This window comes from Streptomyces sp. NPDC014676 (genome assembly GCF_043084105.1).
Classification (GTDB): Bacteria; Actinomycetota; Actinomycetes; order Streptomycetales; family Streptomycetaceae; genus Streptomyces.
Window position 1 is genome coordinate 17,494 of record NZ_JBIBZI010000002.1, and the last position, 19,880, is coordinate 37,373.

General features: G+C 70.4%; 18 protein-coding genes. 8 read left to right on the plus strand and 10 right to left on the minus strand.

Going from position 1 to position 19,880, the window contains the following annotated elements; all coding sequences use genetic code 11:
* Nucleotides 1-90: 90 nt before the first annotated feature.
* The gene (locus tag ACF1DX_RS04375; RefSeq protein WP_391790444.1) at nt 91-2,073 is read left to right on the plus strand and encodes an ATP-binding protein; all 1,983 of its coding nucleotides are present in this window, start codon (nt 91-93) and stop codon (nt 2,071-2,073) included.
* A gap of 12 nt (nt 2,074-2,085) precedes the next feature.
* Here ACF1DX_RS04375 and ACF1DX_RS04380 read toward each other — a convergent pair whose 3' ends face one another.
* Complete coding sequence (locus ACF1DX_RS04380) at nt 2,086-2,592, minus strand: ATP-binding protein (protein ID WP_391789754.1); 507 nt, start codon at nt 2,590-2,592, stop codon at nt 2,086-2,088.
* Between the two features lie 328 nt (nt 2,593-2,920).
* On the opposite strand from ACF1DX_RS04380, the gene ACF1DX_RS04385 reads away from it, so the two are divergent.
* Together ACF1DX_RS04385 and ACF1DX_RS04390 are read left to right on the plus strand one after the other, a co-directional pair.
* On the plus strand, nt 2,921-3,721 hold the full coding sequence (locus ACF1DX_RS04385) for a helix-turn-helix domain-containing protein (protein WP_391789755.1): 801 nt from the start codon (nt 2,921-2,923) through the stop codon (nt 3,719-3,721).
* 10 nt (nt 3,722-3,731) lie between these two features.
* On the plus strand, nt 3,732-3,923 hold the full coding sequence (locus ACF1DX_RS04390; RefSeq protein ID WP_391789756.1) for a hypothetical protein: 192 nt from the start codon (nt 3,732-3,734) through the stop codon (nt 3,921-3,923).
* A gap of 187 nt (nt 3,924-4,110) precedes the next feature.
* On the opposite strand, the gene ACF1DX_RS04395 is transcribed toward ACF1DX_RS04390, so the two are convergent.
* Together ACF1DX_RS04395 and ACF1DX_RS04400 are read right to left on the minus strand one after the other, a co-directional pair.
* Nucleotides 4,111-4,620 (minus strand): GNAT family N-acetyltransferase, encoded by a 510-nt coding sequence (locus ACF1DX_RS04395; RefSeq protein ID WP_391790445.1) that lies wholly within the window; start codon nt 4,618-4,620, stop codon nt 4,111-4,113.
* 313 nt (nt 4,621-4,933) lie between these two features.
* Complete coding sequence (locus tag ACF1DX_RS04400) at nt 4,934-5,959, minus strand: ATP-dependent 6-phosphofructokinase (RefSeq protein WP_030860548.1); 1,026 nt, start codon at nt 5,957-5,959, stop codon at nt 4,934-4,936.
* 203 nt (nt 5,960-6,162) lie between these two features.
* On the opposite strand from ACF1DX_RS04400, the gene pta reads away from it, so the two are divergent.
* The 3 genes from pta (at nt 6,163) to pyk (ending at nt 10,962) form a co-directional block, all read left to right on the plus strand.
* The gene (gene pta, locus ACF1DX_RS04405) at nt 6,163-8,253 is read left to right on the plus strand and encodes a phosphate acetyltransferase (protein WP_391789757.1); all 2,091 of its coding nucleotides are present in this window, start codon (nt 6,163-6,165) and stop codon (nt 8,251-8,253) included.
* A complete protein-coding gene (locus ACF1DX_RS04410; RefSeq protein ID WP_391789758.1) occupies nt 8,250-9,461 on the plus strand; it encodes an acetate kinase in 1,212 nt (403 codons plus the stop codon). Before pta ends, ACF1DX_RS04410 begins: the two co-directional genes overlap by 4 nt.
* Before the next feature lie 73 nt (nt 9,462-9,534).
* Nucleotides 9,535-10,962, plus strand: a complete 1,428-nt coding sequence (gene pyk / locus ACF1DX_RS04415) for a pyruvate kinase (protein WP_391789759.1) — start codon at nt 9,535-9,537, stop codon at nt 10,960-10,962.
* A 98-nt stretch (nt 10,963-11,060) separates the two neighbouring features.
* On the opposite strand, the gene ACF1DX_RS04420 is transcribed toward pyk, so the two are convergent.
* The 4 genes from ACF1DX_RS04420 to ACF1DX_RS04435 all read right to left on the minus strand — a co-directional run bounded on the left by ACF1DX_RS04420 (nt 11,061) and on the right by ACF1DX_RS04435 (nt 15,387).
* The gene (locus tag ACF1DX_RS04420) at nt 11,061-12,356 is read right to left on the minus strand and encodes a hypothetical protein (protein ID WP_391789760.1); all 1,296 of its coding nucleotides are present in this window, start codon (nt 12,354-12,356) and stop codon (nt 11,061-11,063) included.
* Entirely contained in the window at nt 12,346-12,921 is a 576-nt protein-coding gene (locus tag ACF1DX_RS04425) for a DUF6114 domain-containing protein (RefSeq protein ID WP_391789761.1), read from the minus strand. Before ACF1DX_RS04425 ends, ACF1DX_RS04420 begins: the two co-directional genes overlap by 11 nt.
* 187 nt (nt 12,922-13,108) lie before the next feature.
* Nucleotides 13,109-13,753: a DUF6230 family protein gene (locus ACF1DX_RS04430; RefSeq protein ID WP_030860535.1), complete on the minus strand. Its 645-nt coding sequence runs from the start codon at nt 13,751-13,753 to the stop codon at nt 13,109-13,111.
* 656 nt (nt 13,754-14,409) lie between these two features.
* Nucleotides 14,410-15,387: a tetratricopeptide repeat protein gene (locus tag ACF1DX_RS04435; RefSeq protein WP_391789762.1), complete on the minus strand. Its 978-nt coding sequence runs from the start codon at nt 15,385-15,387 to the stop codon at nt 14,410-14,412.
* Nucleotides 15,388-15,622: 235 nt separating this feature from the next.
* Between ACF1DX_RS04435 and ACF1DX_RS04440 the strand changes: the two genes are divergently transcribed.
* Together ACF1DX_RS04440 and ACF1DX_RS04445 are read left to right on the plus strand one after the other, a co-directional pair.
* Complete coding sequence (locus ACF1DX_RS04440; protein ID WP_391789763.1) at nt 15,623-16,243, plus strand: TetR/AcrR family transcriptional regulator; 621 nt, start codon at nt 15,623-15,625, stop codon at nt 16,241-16,243.
* Nucleotides 16,244-16,354: 111 nt separating this feature from the next.
* On the plus strand, nt 16,355-17,173 hold the full coding sequence (locus ACF1DX_RS04445; RefSeq protein ID WP_391789764.1) for an SAM-dependent methyltransferase: 819 nt from the start codon (nt 16,355-16,357) through the stop codon (nt 17,171-17,173).
* Between the two features lie 26 nt (nt 17,174-17,199).
* On the opposite strand, the gene ACF1DX_RS04450 is transcribed toward ACF1DX_RS04445, so the two are convergent.
* From ACF1DX_RS04450 to ACF1DX_RS04460, 3 genes are all read right to left on the minus strand, one after another.
* Nucleotides 17,200-18,900, minus strand: coding sequence for a methylmalonyl-CoA mutase (locus ACF1DX_RS04450; RefSeq protein ID WP_391789765.1), 1,701 nt, complete (start codon nt 18,898-18,900; stop codon nt 17,200-17,202).
* Nucleotides 18,901-18,979: 79 nt separating this feature from the next.
* Nucleotides 18,980-19,312 (minus strand): DUF3817 domain-containing protein, encoded by a 333-nt coding sequence (locus ACF1DX_RS04455; protein ID WP_391789766.1) that lies wholly within the window; start codon nt 19,310-19,312, stop codon nt 18,980-18,982.
* Between the two features lie 43 nt (nt 19,313-19,355).
* Nucleotides 19,356-19,865: a MarR family winged helix-turn-helix transcriptional regulator gene (locus ACF1DX_RS04460; protein WP_391789767.1), complete on the minus strand. Its 510-nt coding sequence runs from the start codon at nt 19,863-19,865 to the stop codon at nt 19,356-19,358.
* Nucleotides 19,866-19,880 lie beyond the last annotated feature (15 nt).

The following is a 19,880-nucleotide window of genomic DNA, read 5'->3' on the forward strand; positions in this document are numbered from 1 at the left end:
GGGACCGTCCACGGCCCGGTCCCACGAGCGACCGCCACCCTCCCACCCCGCCCCCTGGGCTTCACCGGTCGATCGGCGGAGCTGGACCGTCTGCTCCCGCACCTCTCCCCCAACGAGAACGACACGGCTGCACTCCCGCTCCTCATCTTCGCCGTCACGGGGATGGGCGGCGTCGGCAAGACCGCACTGGCCGTGGAGACGGCACACCGGGCCCGTGCGCAGGGCTGGTTCCCGGGCGGAACGCTCTTCGTGGACCTGCGCGGATACGACGAGGACCCGGTCACGGCCGATCAGGCGGTCCTGGCGTTGCTCGACGCGCTCGGCGTACGGGACGGGGATCTGCCACCGACGACGGACCGCCAGTACGACGCGTACCGCGCGCTCCTCGCCGAACGACGGGACAGGATGCTGCTGATCCTGGACAACGCCTCGGACCCGTCCCAGTACCTGCCCCTCCTGCCCGGCACGGACCACCACCGGGTACTCATCACCTCCCGGGACCGCCCCGACGCCCTTCCGGTACGCCTGATCGACTTGGAAGCCCTCACCCCGGCCGACTCCGTCGCCCTTCTGACCCGTGCCCTGCACGACACCGACGAACGGGACGACCGCCCAGCACGTGAACCTGACGCGTTGTGCGAGCTGGCTGATCTTTGCGGTCACTTACCCCTGGCCCTCCAGATCGCGGCGGGGATGCTGCGCCGCCGGCGCCACCGGGGCATCGCCTCTCTGGTGGCCGAGATCCGGGAAGCCGAGGACGCAACCGCCGTCCTCGACCGCGGCAGTCCCGGAACCGACCTTTATGGACGCTCACTCGTCCTACGGCCTGTTCTGGAGACCTCCCATCGCCGGTTGCCGCCCGATCAGGCCCGACTGTTGCGCCTGCTCTGCCTCGCGCCCGGTGCGGAGACCGGCACGGAGGCGATCGCCGCTCTTGCCGACCTCAACACCGAGTCCGTGCTGTCGCTGCTGGAAGATCTGGCCGCCAGACATCTCGTCACGCCAGTGGGGAGCGGCGACGGGACGACTTCCGCTGTGCGGTGGCGGTTGCATGACTTGGTGCGGGTGTTCGGGGCGGGTGTGGCGGCGGACGCGGGCTTGCGGGAGGAGGGGGAGGCGGCGCGGGAGCGGGTGCTGGAGTTCTACCTGCGGTGGGCGGACGCTGCCGATGACCGGTTGCGGTGGCGGCCGGGGATGGCGGAGCCGGAGCGGTTCGGGGACCGGGGGCAGGCATTGGCGTGGCTGGACGGCGAGCGTGTGGGTCTGGTGGCGGCGGTGGGGTGGGCACGGGAGGAGCGGTTCGCGAGTGCGGCGGTGCGACTGGCCTTGTGTCTGGGGGAATACCTGGCCTGGCGGCGGCATTTCGACGACTGGATCGCCGTCGCGGAAGCCTCGCGAGAGGTGGCACAGCTTGCCGGGGGCCGGTTGGACGAGGCCAGGGCATGGAACCACCTCGGCAACGCCCTGCGGCAAACGGGCCGGGAGGAGGAGGCGATCGACGCCCACAGCCGGGCCCGCGACCTGTACCAGGCCACAGGAGACCGCCACTGCGAGGCCGTCGGGTGGGGCAACCTCGGCAGCACCCTGCAAGCGGCGGGCCGGGAGGAGGAGGCGATCGACGCCCTCACCCGGGCCCGCTACCTGTATCAGTCCATCGGGGATCGCCACGGCGAGGCCATGGCGTGGGACAGCCTCGGCACCGCACTGGGGGAGGCGGGCCGGGAGGAGGAGGCGATCGACGCCCACAGCCGGGCCCGCGACCTGTACCAGGCCACAGGAGACCGCCACGGCGAGGGTAGGGCGTGGCACAACCTCGGTAGCGCACTGCAGGATGCGGGCCGGAGGGAGGAGGCGATCGAGGCGTACGGCAAGGATCTGGAGATCTGCCGGGAGTACGAGGACTGGTACGGCGAGGGACAGACCCTCCACAGCCTGGCCCTCACTTACGAGGACGCCCACCGCCCCGCCGAGGCCCGCACCGCCTGGCTCCAGGCCGTCGATGCCTACACCCGTGCCAACGCCCCCACTGAAGCCAACCAGGCCCGTACCCGCGCCGCCGAACTACTCGACTGACTCCCTAGGCCCTTACCCCACCCCCACATACCCCCGGGCCCCCCGCCAAGGCACCACCGCCCACATCCGCGTCCCGCCCCCGGGCTCCCGCGCCTCCCCGACCCCCCACTCCCCGCCGCACTCCCGCACCACGCACCCCAGCACCCGCAGCGCCGCCCGCCTTCGCGCATCGCAGGCCTCGCCCAGCCGAGGGTGCTCGTGCCGTCGGTGCCCGTCGTAGAGCACCACCCGCAGCGCCCCCTCCCGGTACCGCAGCGACACGTACACCTCACCCCTGGGCGTGAACCGGCAGACACAGGCGATGAGTTCCCCCACCACCTGCACCACCGCGTCCGCCATGTCCTCCAGCCCGTGCCCTTGAAGCACGGCCCGCGTCGCGACCCGCGCGATCCGCGAGCCGACCGGCTCGGCGGGCAGCGTGAGGCTGTACGAGAGCGCACCGAGCGAGGGTGGCGCGAAGTCCACCTTCTCGGCGAATACGGGACAGGTGAAGACGGCCCCGGCTGCGGACACGGTCATGGGCAACTCCCTTGTTCGCTTCGGATATTCGATGACGCGCCGACACCCCGACCAGTGGTGGCCTGTCTCCCTGGCACGGGCCAGCCCTCTCCCAGGGAAGGAGTACACGGGCAGGCTCGCGCGATGCACTTCCAACGGCGTCGGACCGTAAGCGGCTCATCACTGACTGTAGAGCAATCTCGGAGTACGTGTACTACTCTCCACCGAAGTCCCTGGTGGACCGACTCGTCACACCAACGGCAGACTGTCCCCGTCACACCGCTGAACGGGAGGACGAATGCCGCCGAGGAGCGCTCCTACGGAGCGTCAGCGACGACTCGGTTCCGAGTTGCGCAAGTTGCGCGTCGCGGCCGGGATGACCACGGAGCACGCCGCCGCCCTGCTGAACGTCCCGCGTACGAATGTGCCCAACATGGAGTCCGGGCGCTCCGGCATCAGCGCGGAACGCGTACGCACCCTCGCGGGAAACTACGGCTGCACGGACCAGTCCCTCGTCGAGGCTCTCGCCGCCATGGCCACCGGGCGCGAGAAGGGCTGGTGGGAGGCGTATCGGGGGCAACTCCGGGACGGTTTTCTGGACATCGCCGAGATGGAGTGGCACGCCACCCGGCTACGTATCGCCGTAGCCATGCACCTACCAGGGCTGCTCCAGACCGAGGACCACGCCCGCGCTGTCTTCGAGGCCGTGATCCCCCGCCTGCCGTCGGAAGACATCGACGTCCGCGTCGCCCACCGGATCGACCGGCACCAGGTGCTCGATCGTCCGAGCCCGCCGACACTCGACGTGATCCTCCACGAGGCCGCCCTCCGCATGGAGTTCGGCGGTCCTGCGGTCGCACGACGACAGTTGGAGCACCTGCTGCACATGTCCGAGCGCGAAAACGTGACCCTTCGAGTCATCCCGTTCAAGGCAGGCGGCTTCCCAGGAGCCGGACAGTCCGTCATCTACGCCGTTGCAGCTGTTCCCCGTCTCGACACCGTGGAGCTCGACAGCACCCACGGCCCGGAGTTCATCGACAACGAAGCTCAACTCGCCAAGTACCGCGCCCAACTGGATGCCGCGCAGGGGATTGCCCTCACCCCGCCCGCCTCACGCGACTTCATCCACGCCCTGGCACACGATCTCTAGGAGAGACCCCATGAACGACATCAGCTGGGAAGAACCGTTCTGCGGAGAGGGCGCCAACTGCTTCCGCATAGGCACCGACCCCCAAGGCAACGCCTACATCGCCGTCGCCGGCCAGGAGGACCGCTACCTCACCGACACCCGCGAAGCCCTCCGCACCCTCATCCGCGACATCAAGTCCGGCAAGGCCGACCACCTCCTCTAGGCGAGTAGGCGAGGGCGTCGGCCTGATCCCGCACGTCAGGCGTGGGGAGTCGACGAAGAGACACTGTGGCCGAAAGCAGCAAAGGTCCGGATCAAGGCCGGCGCGGACCGTGAGATCACCCATCTGCGGAAATGAGTGCCAACTGCTTTCCGCATGAGCAACCGTCACGATCTACGGACTGCCGCAGTCACGGCCTGACGCTCCGGTGCCATCGGATCTCGCCGTCGTGCCATTCGTCGGTGGGCGTGAGTCCGGCGGCTGCGGCGACGGCAGCGGAGGCTCGGTGTTCAGGGTGGACGTGCGCGATGATGGCGTGCACCGGGGGCCGGCCGAGCCAGCCGGCGAGTCCTCGGGCCGCTTCGGTGGCGATGCCTCTTCCCTGCCACGGGGTTCCCACCACCCAGGCGATCTCCGCGACGGCGCCGTGACCGTCGAGGCTGATCGTCGCCTGGACGGTGCCCGTCAGGCAGGACTCGTCACGCAGCCGGATCACCCAGTTCAGCCAGGCCACGGCCGGGTCGGGGGAACCCGCGGTCATGCGCTGGTAACGCGACCGCAGGGCCTGGGCCGTGTCCGGAGTGCCGCCGATGAAGGTGTGCAGGGCGGGATCGGACAGCACCGCGGCCATCTCCTCGGCGTGCTCGACGTGCAGCGGCAGCAGGTCCAGCCGACGGGTGCTGATGGTCCGGGCCGTCATGATGTTCACGTGGCGCTGTCCGCTCTCACATCTCACGCCGCTCGAGGTACGGCGCTCGGGGCAGTAGGGCCGCCGCTCCGCACCCACCGAGCCGGCCCTCGATCAACATCATCACGGTGTGAGTGAGCACGGGTGCCCCCTGTCACCGTTCGGTGATTGGACAGTTTCTCCCGGCATGACGCCGCTCATACGGTGTGTCGCCGGGAGAAACAGTCCCATCACGCTGTCGGCACGGAGGCCTGAGCAGCCGTCCGGCGGGTTCGGCGGCAGCGTTCGCTCGGCGGGGCGGGGGTGGCCCTCGTGCCGTACCCGCCTAAAAAACCGACTCCGCCTCGTCCATCCGGTCCTTCGGGACCGTCTTCAGTTCGGTGACCGCCTCCGCCAGCGGCACCATCACGATGTCGGTCCCCCGCAGGGACGTCATCTTGCCGAAGTCCCCCCGGTGCGCCGCCTCCACCGCGTGCCAGCCGAAGCGGGTCGCGAGGACGCGGTCGTACGCCGTCGGCACGCCGCCGCGCTGGACGTGGCCGAGGATGACCGGCTTGGACTCCTTGCCGAGCCGGCGCTCCAGCTCGTACGCCAGGGCCGTACCGATGCCCTGGAAGCGCTCGTGGCCGAACTTGTCGATCTCGCCCTTGCCGTAGTCCATGGTGCCGTCGGCCGGGTGCGCGCCCTCGGCGACGCAGATCACCGCGAACTTCTTGCCGCGGGCGAAGCGTTCCTCGACCATCTTGACCAACTGGGCCGGGTCGAAGGGGCGCTCGGGCAGGCAGATGCCGTGGGCGCCGGCGGCCATGCCGGACTCCAGGGCGATCCAGCCCGCGTGCCGGCCCATGACCTCGACGACCATCACGCGCTGGTGGGACTCGGCGGTGGTCTTGAGGCGGTCCATCGCCTCCGTGGCGACACCGACCGCCGTGTCGAAGCCGAAGGTGCGGTCGGTGGAGGAGATGTCGTTGTCGATCGTCTTCGGGACGCCGACCACCGGCAGGCCCGCGTCCGACAGCATGTGCGCCGCGGTGAGCGTGCCCTCGCCGCCGATCGGGATCAGCGCGTCGATGCCGAAGTCGCGGATCATGTCGGAGGCGTTCTCGCAGGCCTCGCGGAGGCGGTCGCGCTCCAGCCGGGAGGAGCCCAGTATGGTGCCGCCGCGGGCCAGGATGCCACTGACCGCGTCGAGGTCGAGCGTGCGGTAGCGGCCGTCGAGCAGGCCCGAGTAGCCGTCCTCGAAGCCGATGACCTCGTCGCCGTAGTTGTCGACCGCCCGGTGCACGACCGACCGGATCACTGCGTTCAGTCCAGGGCAGTCGCCGCCTGCGGTGAGCACTCCTATACGCATCGTGCCGTGTCTCCTGGTCGCTGTCGATACCGGTGAGCCAGTCCCGATTGTTTCACGTCCCCCGGGGCGCCGCCGACGCCGTACGGGTGGGCGGCCTAGCCAGCGCCGGAGGTATTGTCAAGAGGGGTCCGCTCACCTGGGTGGGCGATTTTTTGCGGCCCCGCCGAAGACCCTTGCGGCCCTCGACGAAACGGAGAGCGCGCGTGACCCGCAGCGTGTACGTGACCGGTATCGACCGCGGCGACGGCCGCCAGGTCGTCGAACTCGGGGTCATGGAGCTCCTGACCCGGCAGGTCGACCGGGTGGGCGTCTTCCGTCCCCTGGTGCACGACGGGCCCGACCGCCTCTTCGAGCTGCTGCGCGCCCGGTACCGGCTCTCCCAGGACCCGGCGACCGTCTACTGTCTGGACTACCACGAGGCGTCCGCCCTCCAGGCCGAGCAGGGCACGGACGAGCTGGTGTCGACCCTCGTCGACCGGTTCCACCGGGTCGCCCGCGACTACGACGTGGTCCTCGTCCTCGGCACCGACTACGCCGACACCCAGTTCCCGGACGAGCTGAGCCTGAACGCCCGGCTCGCCAACGAGTTCGGCGCCTCGGTGATCCCGGTCGTCGGCGGCCGCAAGCAGACCGCCGAGTCGGTGCGCGCCGAGACCACCAACGCCTACCGCGCCTACGACACCCTCGGCTGCGACGTGCTCGCCGTGGTGGTCAACCGGGTCGCCCGCGAGGACCGGGACGAGCTCGCCGAGCGGCTCGCCGGCCGGCTGCCGGTGCCCTGCTACGTGCTGCCGGACGAGCCGGCGCTGTCCGCCCCGACCGTCTCCCAGATCGCGCACACCCTCGGCGCGAAGGTGGTGCTCGGCGACGACTCCGGGCTGGCCCGCGACGCCCTGGACTTCGTGTTCGGCGGTGCGATGCTGCCGAACTTCCTCGCCGCCCTGACCCCGGGCTGCCTCGTCGTCACGCCGGGCGACCGCGCCGACCTGGTCGTCGGCGCGCTGGCGGCGCACAGCGCCGGCACCCCGCCGATCGCCGGGGTGCTGCTCACCCTGGACGAGGTCCCGGCCGAGCACATCCTCACCCTCGCCGACCGGCTCGCCCCCGGCACGCCGGTGCTGTCGGTGCCGGGCACCAGTTTCCCCACCGCCGAGCAGCTCTTCTCCCTGGAGGGCAAGCTGAACGCGGCCACCCCGCGCAAGGCGGAGCGGGCGCTCGGCCTGTTCGAGCGGTACGCCGACACCGCGGGCCTCACCAAGCGGGTCTCCGCGCCGAGCAGCGACCGCGTCACCCCGATGATGTTCGAGCACAAGCTGCTGGAGCAGGCCCGCTCCGACCTGCGCCGGGTCGTGCTCCCCGAGGGCACCGAGGAGCGGGTGCTGCACGCGGCCGAGGTGCTGCTGCGCCGGGGCGTGTGCGAGCTGACGCTGCTCGGTGACGTCGACCAGATCCGCAAGAAGGCCGCCGACCTGGGCATCGACCTCGGCGACACCCAGTTGATCGACCCCGCGACCTCCGAGCTGCGGGACTCCTTCGCCGAGCAGTACGCGGCCCTGCGCGCCCACCGGGGCGTCACCGTGGAGCTGGCCTACGACGTCGTCTCCGACGTGAACTACTTCGGCACGCTGATGGTGCAGGAGGGCCTCGCCGACGGCATGGTGTCGGGCTCGGTGCACTCCACGGCGGCGACGATCCGGCCGGCCTTCGAGATCATCAAGACCAAGCCGGACGCCTCGATCGTGTCGTCCGTCTTCTTCATGTGCCTGGCCGACAAGGTGCTGGTCTACGGCGACTGCGCGGTCAACCCGGACCCGGACGCCGAGCAGCTCGCCGACATCGCGGTGCAGTCGGCGGTCACGGCGGCGCGGTTCGGGGTGGAGCCGCGGATCGCGATGCTGTCGTACTCGACCGGTACGTCGGGGACGGGCGCCGACGTCGACAAGGTGCGCGCCGCCACCGAACTGGTGCGCTCGCGCCGGCCCGACCTGCGGATCGAGGGGCCGATCCAGTACGACGCGGCCGTGGAGCCGTCGGTCGCGGCGACCAAGCTGCCCGGCTCGGAGGTGGCCGGGCAGGCGACGGTGCTGGTCTTCCCCGACCTGAACACCGGCAACAACACCTACAAGGCCGTGCAGCGCTCGGCCGGCGCCATCGCCGTCGGCCCGGTGCTCCAGGGGCTGCGCAAGCCGGTCAACGACCTGTCCCGGGGCGCCCTGGTGCAGGACATCGTCAACACCGTCGCCATCACGGCGATCCAGGCCCAGTCCCCGACCGAGAAGGCGACCGTCCAGTGAGCCGCACCCGCGTCCTCGTCCTCAACTCCGGCTCCTCGTCGGTGAAGTACCAGCTGCTGGACATGCGCGACAGCAGCAGGCTGGCCTCCGGTCTGGTCGAGCGGATCGGTGAGCGGACCTCCCTCGTCCGGCACACCCCGCTCGCGGCGGGCGGCGGGACCCGGGAGCGCACCGGCCCGGTCGCCGACCACGACGCCGCGCTGAAGGCGATGGCCGAGGAGCTGGCCGCCGACGGTCTCGGCCTCGACTCCCCCGAGCTGGCCGCGATCGGCCACCGGGTGGTGCACGGCGGGAAGCGCTTCACCGAGCCGACGGTGATCGACGACCCGGTGCTGGCCGAGATCGAGCGGCTGATCCCGGTGGCGCCGCTGCACAACCCGGCCAACCTGACCGGCATCCGCACCGCCACGGCACTGCGCCCGGACCTGCCGCAGGTCGCCGTCTTCGACACCGCCTTCCACACCACGATGCCGGAGTCGGCCGCCCGCTACGCGATCGACGTCGAGACCGCCGACGCGCACCGCGTCCGCCGCTACGGCTTCCACGGCACCTCGCACGCGTACGTCTCCCGGGAGACCGCGAAGCTGCTGGGGAAGGCGCCCGAGGAGGTGAACGTCATCGTGCTGCACCTGGGCAACGGGGCGTCCGCCTCGGCCGTACGGGGCGGTCGTTGCGTGGACACCTCCATGGGGCTGACGCCCTTGGAGGGGCTCGTGATGGGTACGCGGTCCGGAGACATGGACCCGGCCGTCATCTTCCATTTGATGCGTGTTGGCGGAATGTCCGCCGACGAGATCGACACTCTCCTCAACAAGAAGAGCGGTCTGGTCGGACTCTGCGGTGACAACGACATGCGGGAGATCCGGCGCCGGATCGACGAGGGCGACGAACAGGCGAAGCTGGCGTTCGACATCTACATTCACCGTCTGAAGAAGTACATCGGCGCCTATTACGCCGTTCTCGGACGGGTGGACGCGGTGGCCTTCACCGCCGGGGTCGGCGAGAACGCCGCCCCGGTGCGGGAGGCGGCCGTGGCGGGCCTGGAGGGGCTGGGCCTGGCGGTGGACGGCGGGCGCAACGCCGTACGCGGCGGCGGGCCGCGGCTGATCTCGCCCGAGGGCGCGCGGGTCGCGGTCGCGGTGGTACCGACGGACGAGGAAATGGAGATCGCTCAGCAGACATACGCACTGGTCGGAAAGTACAACTGAGCAGGGACTTCCTCATATGTACTTTCCGTCAGACGGAATATTCCGCTGCGAAACAAACCGATAGGATCGCCCCATGCGCCGTTCGAAAATCGTCTGTACTCTCGGCCCCGCGGTCGACTCCCACGAGCAGCTCGTCGCTCTGATCGAAGCCGGCATGAACGTGGCCCGCTTCAACTTCAGCCACGGCTCGCACGCCGAGCACCAGGGCCGGTACGACCGGGTCCGTGCCGCCGCCAAGGAGACGGGCAGGGCCATCGGCGTCCTCGCCGACCTCCAGGGCCCGAAGATCCGCCTGGAGACCTTCGCCGAGGGGCCCGTCGAGCTGGTGCGCGGTGACGAGTTCACCATCACCACCGAGGACGTCCCGGGCGACAAGACGATCTGCGGAACGACCTACAAGGGCCTGCCCGGTGACGTGGCCAAGGGCGACCAGATCCTGATCAACGACGGCAACGTCGAGCTGAAGGTCACCGAGGTCGACGGCCCCCGCGTGAAGTCGATCGTCATCGAGGGCGGTGTCATCTCCGACCACAAGGGCATCAACCTGCCCGGCACGGCGGTGAACGTGCCCGCGCTGTCCGAGAAGGACATCGAGGACCTGCGCTTCGCCCTGCGGATGGGCTGCGACCTGGTCGCGCTCTCCTTCGTCCGGGACGCCAAGGACGTCGCCGACGTCCACCGCGTGATGGACGAGGAGGGGCGCCGGGTCCCCGTCATCGCCAAGGTGGAGAAGCCGCAGGCGGTGGAGAACATGGAGGACGTCGTGGCGGCCTTCGACGCCGTCATGGTCGCCCGCGGCGACCTGGCCGTCGAGTACCCGCTCGAGAAGGTCCCCATGGTGCAGAAGCGCCTGATCGAGCTCTGCCGGCGCAACGCCAAGCCGGTGATCGTGGCGACCCAGATGATGGAGTCGATGATCACCAACTCCCGGCCGACCCGCGCCGAGGCCTCCGACGTGGCCAACGCGATCCTGGACGGCGCCGACGCGGTCATGCTGTCGGCCGAGTCGAGCGTGGGCGCGTACCCGATCGAGACCGTGCGGACGATGTCGAAGATCGTCCAGGCGGCCGAGCAGGAGCTGCTCTCCAAGGGCCTGCAGCCGCTGGTGCCGGGCAAGAAGCCGCGCACCCAGGGCGGTTCGGTGGCCCGCGCGGCCTGCGAGATCGCCGACTTCCTCGGCGGCAAGGGCCTGGTGGCCTTCACCCAGTCCGGTGACACGGCCCGGCGGCTGAGCCGCTACCGCGCCACCCAGCCGATCCTGGCGTTCACCACGGACGAGTCCACCCGCAACCAGCTCGCGCTGAGCTGGGGCGTGGAGCCGTACGTCGCGCCGTTCGTGAACAGCACCGACGAGATGGTCGAGCTGGTGGAGCAGGAGCTGCTCAAGCTGAACCGCTTCAGCGAGGGCGACATCGTGATCATCACGGCCGGCTCGCCCCCCGGCGTCCCCGGCACCACCAACATGGTCCGCGTCCACCACCTGGGCGAGGCGACCGGCTGACCGTAAAGGGTCCTGTACGGCACCGAGGGCGCCCCCTGTGGTCTCACAGGGGACGCCCTCGGTGTTGTTGCGGCTCCCGGGGGGGTTCTCGGCGGCGTTCAGCCGGTGGTGATGTACTGCTGGAGCCCGGGGACGTGCAGGGTGCCGCCGAACTGACCGGCCTGCTTCACCGTCACCTTGGTGAAGTAGATCAGCGGGATGTCGAGCGGCGGCGGGTGCTCCGGGTCGAACGTGATCGGGATCAGTCCGAGCAGGTTGCCGGAGATGCTCTCGGTGTACATCACGGTGTCGCCGTCGCGGATGGTGGACGTCGACCCCTTGGCCGCCTGCACGTGGTGGGTCGCGCCGGACTGCTTGTCCTTGACCGTCTGGTGCAGGTCGCCGATGTCGGTGCCGTCGGAGATGACGTACTTCAGCACCCTCTTGGTGGCGCCGCTGGCCGTCCGCACCTCGACGATGCCCTTGTACGAGGCGCCCTTCAGCAGCAGCGAGCTGGCGTTGAGGGTCCAGGGGTCGTCGGGCAGCAGGAGCTCGTTGTCGACGCCTCCCTCGGCGTCGGTGGCGACCGGGCAGTCCTCGGGGTCGACCGTGGCCGACGCGGAGGGGGTGGGGGAGGCGGTGGCGGTGGCGGTGGCCTCGGGGGCCGCGGGGGTCTCCTCTGTGGCTTCCTCGGCCGTCTCCTTGGTGTCCTCGGCGGTCTCCGAGGCCTTGTCGCCGGTGTCCTCGGCGGTGTCCTTCGCCGCTTCGGTGACCTTCTCGGTGGTCTCCTCGGCGGTTTCTGCCGCGCTCCTTGCCTCGTCCTCCGTGGCGGAGGCGGACGGGGTGGGGCTCGCCTCGGCCTCCTTCTCCTTCGGGGTGAGGACGTCCTTGAGGGCGTCTCCGAGGCCCTCAAGGAGGTTGCGGTCGGTTCTGGAGGGCTCCGGCTCGGGCTCGGCCGTGTCCTCTGCGGCGGGGGCGGAGGCCGAGGGGGCGGGCGCCGGCTCGTCCTTGTCGTCGGAACCTGAATCCGACGAAGAGGACGTGTCCTTGTCCGTGCCCTTGTCCGCCTCGGGGGCCTTCTGCTCACCGGAGGTCTCCGCCGAGGGCTCCTCGTCCGCGGACGCGCTCTCGCTCGCCGACGCGGACGGCGTGGGCGACGCGGAGGCGTCGTCCTTCCCGGCGTTCTCGACGATCTCCAGGCAGGCCTGGTACTCGTCGACGGTCAGGCTGTTCGCCGTCGGCGTCCCGTCGTTGTTGTCGGCGAGGGCCAGCGTCGGCGTGAACCCCATCCCCATGAGGACCGCCGTGGGCATCGCCGCCAGGGCGATCGCCTTGCCACTCGGCACGTGGAACCTGGTGAACAGCGGCTTCTTCGGGGCCGCGTGCCGCGGCCCGCGCACCTCGTCAGCCGACACGGTGCCCCCCTGCGGCCCGGACGCCGTCCGCCTCACCGTCTTCCCCCTTCTCGAAGGAGACGGCCGGGAACTGCGGCGCTACGGCGGGGTCCTGGGGCGTGCCGTCCGGTGCCGCCTCACCCGTGGGCGCGTCGGCGCCGTCGTGCTCCCCCGCCGCCTCGACCGGCGGCTCGCCCGGCGCCCAGGAGAGGGCGAGCGCCCCGCCGATCAGCGCGAGCAGGAAGCCGATCAGGAAGCCGCCTATGTTGGAGACCACCAGGGACACCAGGGCCAGCAGGATCGCGGCGACACCGGCGAAGACCCGGGTGGCCGACTGGAACCACATGGTCAGGCCCAGCGTGAACAGCAGCACGCCGATGATCAGCGACCCGGCGCCGGCCGTCGTCGCCATGGCGAGCGACATGTGGCCCAGCTTGAGCGTGGCGTAGGGGAAGTACGCGATGGGGATGCCGCCCAGCAGCGTGAACAGACCGGCCCAGAACGGCCGGGTGCCCCGCCAGTCGCGGAATCGCAGACGCAGCCGGGTGAAGGTCCCGGCGCTCTGGACCGGAGTCTCGGCACTCATGGAAAAAGCTCCCTGGGTCCGGTGGAAGTACGTACCGGCTCGGCCGTAGGCGTGGAGAAGCCGGAAGTGTGGGTCTGTGGGGTGGTCCGGCACGCGGACCGGCCGGGCGGCGGGGCGGAGAAGCGATGGCCTCTCCGCCCCTCGGGGCAGCTCAGCCGCCCCGGGACACCCCGGTGACGGAAGCCGTCTAGTAGCACTCCATCTTGGCGTCCGTGCCGAGACGCATCGACAGGCCGTTCAGCGTGAACGTGCCGGCCGTGGTCGCCCACGCCGTCTGCTCGACGCCGTAGAGGTCGGCCGACTCGGCCTGCTGGGCGAAGCCGCCCGGCAGCACGCTCTCACCCTCCTTGACGGCAGGGCCGCGGCTCTTGTTCTTGACCGCAACACCGATGTCGATGTTGTTGAACGTCGCATCGGCGTCGAGCTGGGCGACGTCGATGTAGAGGTTCTTGGCCGTGACCGGCTTGTCCTTGTCCCTGCCCGCGTCAAGACGAAGGTAGATCGTCTTGTTGATGACCGGGATCTTCGTCGCCACCGACTGGCACATCTTGGTGATCGTCGCGTCGGTGAACGACGAGATGGCGACCGGAACCTGCGTCTGCTTTTCACCATCGGTCGACGTGTAGACGGTGTCGATTCCGCCGTACTGGGCGAAACCCTCACCGTGCAGGTGACCGGCCGTCACCTTGAACTGCTGGCCGGACACACTGAACGACGCCGCGAGAGCGCCCTGCGCCAACCCGACGCCCACCGCCGCCGTCGCGAGCACGCTGGGCACCATGACCACAGCGAACCGCTTCCATCTGGTCCCGCCACGCACTTGGGACTCCATATTTCCTCCTTCTCGGACGTACATCTCCTGCTCCGGCCCGTCGCCGTGAACGGCGGCCCGGCCGGGCAGGGATGGGAGAAGTGCTACGTCCTCGGGAAGGAGAGCGCCCGAGCTCGGCGGCGCGTACGACGCGCCCGATCACCGGCGATCACCCCCGAGCGACAACCACTGGTCGCGCCTGACACGCATCACGCACAACCCTGCTGGACAGGCTTCGCCGGGTGAGCGAAGACCCCCCTGTCCGAGAACCGGCGTCACTGCCGCCGGTTCTGCTCGGTGGGGACCCAGGAGCTCCCGCGGCCCGACCGGCTGTCGGGATACGGGCAATGGACCGAGCGTCGCCGATCGTGGTCCATTCTCGCCGTCGGCACAAGGGGCTTCGTTACTCGCTGGTAACGGCCGGGTAACCCCGCAACGACCCGACGGCGCCGCGCGGCGACGCTGGGTTCACCGCACGTGCCGTACAAAACCGTTGATCGATGGACAGATTCCGACAGATTCACGCCCGCGACTTACTCGCAGTAACAGCGGCCGCGATTACCAAGTTTTGGTAAAGCGCGGCCGCACCGGCATCCGTGATCCGTTCGACAACTCGAACCCCACGCACCCGAACCCCCGGCAAACCGACCGGAATCGGGCAACGGCGCCCGGGTGGCTCAGAACAGGGCCCGCGCCAGCGCCCGGCGCGCGGCGACCACGCGCGGGTCGTCGGCGCCGACCACCTCGAACAGCTCCAGCAGCCGCACCCGTACGGCGTTGCGGTCGTCGCCCGCGGTGCGCGCCACCGTCTCGATGAGCCGGCCGAAGGCGTCCTCGACATGACCGCCCACCAGGTCCAGGTCGGCGGCGGCGATCTGCGCCCCGGCGTCCCCCGGCTTCTCGGCGGCGTCCTTGCGCACCTGCTGCGGCTCCAGGCCCTGCACCCGCTGGAGCAGTTCGGCCTGGGCGAGACCCAGGGTGGCCTCGGGGTTGGTCGGGTCGTCGGCGAGCACGTTCTTGTACGCCTGGACGGCACCGGCGAGGTCACCGCCGTCCAGAGCCTGAACGGCGGCCTCCAGCAGGGCGTCGTACGGACCGACGGCCTCGGCCGGGGCCGCCTGCGCGCCGCCGCCCGGCTCGGCGTCGGGGTCGACGTCGAGGCCGGTCAGGCCGAAGCGCTGCTCGCCGACCTGCACCAGCTGGTCCAGGGTCTGGCGGATCTGCGCCTCGCCCGCGGCCCCCTGGAAGAGCGGCAGCGCCTGTCCGGCCACCACCGCGAAGACCGCCGGGATCCCCTGGATCCCGAACTGCTGCATCAGCATCTGGTTGGCGTCGACGTCGATCTTGGCGAGGAGGATGCGCCCGTTGTACTCGACGGTGAGCCGCTCCAGCAGCGGGCTCAGCTGCTTGCAGGGCTCGCACCACTCGGCCCAGAAGTCGATGACGACCGGGACTTCGGTGGACCGCTGCAGGACGTCGCGCTCGAAGCCGGCCTCGTCGACGTCGATGACGAGATCGGCCGGGGAGATCGCGCCCCCGCCGCCCTGGCGGGCGGCCTCCGCGCGCGCCTGCTCCGCCTTCGCCTTGGCCTCCTGGGCCGCCTTCACCGCGGCGAGGTCGACGACTCCGCTCATGGACATGTTCCGTGGCTGCATGCGTCTATCCTCCCCCGTACTCCGCGTGTGTGTGAAAACGCCCGGGAAAGCCAGGCGTACGTGTGCCGTTGACGCGGGGTCCCCACCCCGCGCCGGTGGTCGTCGCTCGGGCACGCCGGTCGCACGTGCTTTCGCTACGGGTCGTAGCGTAATACCGACCGGTCCCCGCTGAACAGGGCGCCCCGGTGATCTCCCTCACGCACGGCCGCACGGAATCCGCCGTTATCGTCGGACCATGCAGAGCCGCACCCCAGCCAGTCGCACCGGGCGCCCGCGCAGTGCCGCCGCGGACGCCGCGATCCTGGCCGCGACCCGTGCGGCTCTGGTCGAACTGGGCTGGTCCAAGCTCACCTTGGGGGACGTGGCGGTCCGCGCCGGGGTCGCCAAGACGACCCTCTACCGGCGCTGGGCGGGCAAGAACGAGCTGGTCGTGGACGCCGTCGCGGAACTCTTCGACGAGCTGGCCCTGCCCGACCGCGGCTCGCTCGCCGCCGACATCGAGGGCGTGGTGCTCCAGTTCGCCGCGATCCTGGCCCGCCCGGAGGCCAGGAACGGCCTGATGGCGGTGGTCGCGGAGTCCACCCGCGACGACGCCCTGCGCGAACGCATCCGCGCCTCGATCGTGGACCGGCAGAAGCGCCTCGTCCTCGCCGGCCGGGCGCGGGCACAGGTGCGGGGCGAGCTGCCGCCCGAGCCCGACGCGCGGGAGGCGGAACGCACGGTCGACCTGATCTTCGACATGGTGGCCGGCGCGGTGGTGCACCGCACCCTGGTGAGCGCGGAACCGGCCGACGAGGAGTGGGTGCACGGCTTCACCCGGGTCCTGCTGTCGGGCCTCGCCGCCCCAGGGCCCTGAACCGGCCACGGTCGGCCGGTAGTCGCCTGTCACCGCCCCCGGCGCGCTGCGAGGATCGATGATCGCCCCGCACCGGGACGTGCGGGACGCCGAGCAGCCAGGGAGGCGCACATGACCGGGACAGGGACCGAATCCGCCGCCGCACGGATCGACACCTCCAGGCCGCACCCGGCCCGGGTCTACGACTGGTTCCTCGGCGGCAAGGACAACTACCCGGTCGACGAGGAACTGGGCCGGCAGATCATGGGCGTCGACGGCACGGCCCGGCACATCGCCCGCACCAACCGCTGGTTCATGCAGCGGGTCACCCGGTGGCTGGCCGGTGAGGCGGGAATCCGCCAGTACCTGGACATCGGCACCGGCATCCCCACCGAGCCCAATCTGCACCAGGTGGCCCAGGGCATCGCACCCGAGTCCCGCGTCGTCTACACGGACAACGACCCGATCGTCCTGAAGCACGCCGAGGCGCTGCTGCGCAGCACCCCCGAGGGCATCACCGACTACGTCCAGGCCGATGTGCGCGAGCCCGTCCGCATCCTGGAACAGGCCCGCGAGAAGCTGGACTTCGACCGGCCGGTGGCGCTGTCCCTGGTCGCGCTGACGCACTTCCTCGGTGACGAGGACGATCCGTACGGGCTGGTGGAGCGGCTCGTCGGGGCGCTGCCCTCCGGCAGCTACCTGGTGCTGTCGCAGCTCACCGCCGACTTCGACCCCGAGGCGGTCGGCCGCGGAGTCGAGATGTACAAGGCGGGCGGCGTCACGCTCGCACCGCGCGGCCGTGCGGAGATCGCCCGCTTCTTCGAAGGTCTGGAGCCGGTGGAGCCGGGCCTGGTCCGGCTGACCGACTGGCATCCCGAACTCGCGGTCGGCGAGACCACCGACGAGCACGCGGTGATCTCGCTGTACGGGGCGGTGGCCCGCAAGCCGTAGCCTGCGGGCCCCGTCCGTCACGGAATCTAGAACCCGGCGGGCTCGGTGTACACGCCCCACTCGTCGCGCAGGACACCGCAGATCTCGCCGAGGGTCGCCTCCGCGCGTACGGCGTCCAGCATCGGCTCGATCATGTTGGCGCCGGAGCGCGCGGCCGCGATCATGGCGTCGAGCGCGCCGCGCACCTCGGCGTCGTCGCGGGCGGCCTTGCGCTCGCCGAGGAGCCGCACCTGCTCGCGCTCCACCTCGTGGCTGACGCGCAGGATCTCCAGGTCGCCGGTGACGGACCCGGTGTGGACGTTGACGCCCACGACCCGCTTGTCGCCCTTCTCCAGCGCCTGCTGGTAGCGGAACGCCGACTCGGCGATCTCGCCGGTGAACCAGCCGTCCTCGATGCCGCGCAGGATGCCGGAGGTGATGGGCCCGATCGGGTGCTTGCCGTCCGGGTGGGCGCGCAGGCCCCGCTCCTTGATCTGCTCGAAGATCTTCTCGGCGTCCGCCTCGATGCGGTCGGTGAGCTGCTCGACGTACCAGGAACCGCCCAGCGGGTCGGCGACGTTGCCGACGCCGGTCTCCTCCATCAGCACCTGCTGGGTGCGCAGGGCGATCTCGGCGGCCTGCTCGCTGGGCAGCGCGAGGGTCTCGTCGAGGGCGTTGGTGTGGAGGGAGTTCGTCCCGCCGAGCACCGCGGCCAGCGCCTCCACGGCGGTCCGTACGACGTTGTTGTACGGCTGCTGCGCGGTCAGCGAGACACCGGCGGTCTGGGTGTGGAAGCGCAGCCACTGCGCCTTGTCGCTCCGCGCGCCGTAGACGTCCCGCATCCAGCGCGCCCAGATGCGCCTGGCCGCACGGAACTTGGCGATCTCCTCGAAGAAGTCGACGTGCGCGTCGAAGAAGAAGGAGAGCCCGGGCGCGAACACATCCACGTCCAGCCCGCGGCTGAGCCCCAGTTCCACGTACCCGAAGCCGTCCGCGAGCGTGTACGCCAGCTCCTGCGCGGCCGTCGCCCCGGCCTCGCGGATGTGGTAGCCGGAGACGGAGAGCGGCTTGTAGGCGGGGATGCCGGCGGCGCAGTGCTCCATCAGGTCGCCGATGAGGCGCAGGTGGGGCTCGGGCTGGAAGAGCCACTCCTTCTGCGCGATGTACTCCTTGAAGATGTCCGTCTGCAGCGTGCCGTTGAGCACGGCGGGGTCGACGCCCTGGCGCTCGGCGGCGACGAGGTACATGCAGAAGACGGGCACGGCGGGCCCGCTGATCGTCATGGAGGTCGTCACGTCCCCGAGCGGGATGTCCTTGAACAGGACCTCCATGTCGGCGGCCGAGTCGATCGCCACCCCGCAGTGGCCGACCTCGCCCAGGGAGCGCGGGTCGTCGGAGTCGCGGCCCATGAGCGTCGGCATGTCGAAGGCGACGGAGAGGCCGCCCCCGCCGTTGCCGAGGATCATCTTGTAGCGCTCGTTGGTCTGCTCCGCGTTCCCGAACCCGGCGAACTGCCGGATGGTCCACGTCCGCCCCCGGTAGCCGGTCGGATACAGCCCGCGGGTGAAGGGGTACTCCCCCGGCCAGCCGATCCGCTCGAACCCCTCATAGGTGTCCCCGGTCCGGGGCCCGTACACCGGCTCCACGGGATCGCCGGAGAGCGTGGTGAAATCCGCGTCGCGCTTGCGAGCGGCGTCGTACCGGGCCTGCCAGCGTCGGCGGCCCTCCTCGATGGCGTCAGCGTCCATACCCTCGAATTTACTAGGACGTCCTAGTAAATGTCGATGGGAGACCGCCGCACGCTGCTCCGTACGGCGGTGAGACGCGTTACGCGACCGCGGGGGCCTCGTCCGCGACCTTGCCCTCCAGCTCGCGGCTGATCCTGCGCTCCACGAAGAACGCGGCGGTGGGGACGGTCCCGGCGAGCAGCACCCAGAGCTGCTTCTTGACCGGCCACTTCGCCTTGGAGCCGAGGTCGAAGGCGAAGATCAGGTAGACGACGTACAGCCATCCGTGGGCGATGCTGACCACCTGCGTGAAGTCGGCCGCGCCACCCATGTCGAGCACGTACTTGCCGATCATGCCGAGGGTCAGGGCGACGAGGAGGACACCGGTGACGTAGGCCATGATCCGGTAGCGGGTCAGCACGCTTCGCTTCATGGAGTCGAGCGTAACGGGCCGTTCCGGGAGATCTTGTCCCGGGTCAGTCCTCCGCGAAGTCCCCCGCCGCCACCCGCAGCGGCCGGAGCATCGCGAAGAGTTCGCCGCACTCCTCGGCGTCGTAGACGCCCAGGCCGAAGTCCATGGCCATCAGGTCGCGGGTGGCGGACTCGACCACCTCGCGGCCCTTGTCGGTGATGGTCGCGAGGGTGCCGCGGCCGTCGTTGGGGTTGGGGCGCTTGGCGACCAGGCCCGAGCGCACCAGGCGGTCCACGGTGTTCGTCACCGACGTGGGGTGCACCATGAGCCGCTCGCCGATCTTGGACATCGGCAGCTCACCGGACTTGGAGAAGGTCAGCAGCACCAGCGCCTCGTACCGCGCGAACGTGAGCCCGTACGGCTTGACCACCGCGTCCACCTCGGCCAGCAGGATCTGCTGCGCCCGCATGATCGAGGTGATCGCGGCCATCGACGGTACGTTTCCCCAGCGCTGCTTCCAGAGCTCGTCGGCGCGGGCGATGGGATCGAACGAGAGACTGAGCGGCTTCGGCACGGACCAGACCCTACC

What these genes read in the sequence shown, in the direction of transcription:
- ACF1DX_RS04380 (WP_391789754.1), bottom strand. Translation starts at nt 2,592, where the DNA reads ATGACCGTGTCCGCAGCCGGGGCCGTCTTCACCTGTCCCGTATTCGCC.
- ACF1DX_RS04390 (WP_391789756.1), top strand. Translation starts at nt 3,732, where the DNA reads ATGAACGACATCAGCTGGGAAGAACCGTTCTGCGGAGAGGGCGCCAAC.
- ACF1DX_RS04395 (WP_391790445.1), bottom strand. Translation starts at nt 4,620, where the DNA reads ATGACGGCCCGGACCATCAGCACCCGTCGGCTGGACCTGCTGCCGCTG.
- ACF1DX_RS04400 (WP_030860548.1), bottom strand. Translation starts at nt 5,959, where the DNA reads ATGCGTATAGGAGTGCTCACCGCAGGCGGCGACTGCCCTGGACTGAAC.
- pyk (WP_391789759.1), top strand. Translation starts at nt 9,535, where the DNA reads ATGCGCCGTTCGAAAATCGTCTGTACTCTCGGCCCCGCGGTCGACTCC.
- ACF1DX_RS04425 (WP_391789761.1), bottom strand. Translation starts at nt 12,921, where the DNA reads ATGAGTGCCGAGACTCCGGTCCAGAGCGCCGGGACCTTCACCCGGCTG.
- ACF1DX_RS04430 (WP_030860535.1), bottom strand. Translation starts at nt 13,753, where the DNA reads ATGGAGTCCCAAGTGCGTGGCGGGACCAGATGGAAGCGGTTCGCTGTG.
- ACF1DX_RS04435 (WP_391789762.1), bottom strand. Translation starts at nt 15,387, where the DNA reads ATGCAGCCACGGAACATGTCCATGAGCGGAGTCGTCGACCTCGCCGCG.
- ACF1DX_RS04440 (WP_391789763.1), top strand. Translation starts at nt 15,623, where the DNA reads ATGCAGAGCCGCACCCCAGCCAGTCGCACCGGGCGCCCGCGCAGTGCC.
- ACF1DX_RS04445 (WP_391789764.1), top strand. Translation starts at nt 16,355, where the DNA reads ATGACCGGGACAGGGACCGAATCCGCCGCCGCACGGATCGACACCTCC.
- ACF1DX_RS04450 (WP_391789765.1), bottom strand. Translation starts at nt 18,900, where the DNA reads ATGGACGCTGACGCCATCGAGGAGGGCCGCCGACGCTGGCAGGCCCGG.
- ACF1DX_RS04455 (WP_391789766.1), bottom strand. Translation starts at nt 19,312, where the DNA reads ATGAAGCGAAGCGTGCTGACCCGCTACCGGATCATGGCCTACGTCACC.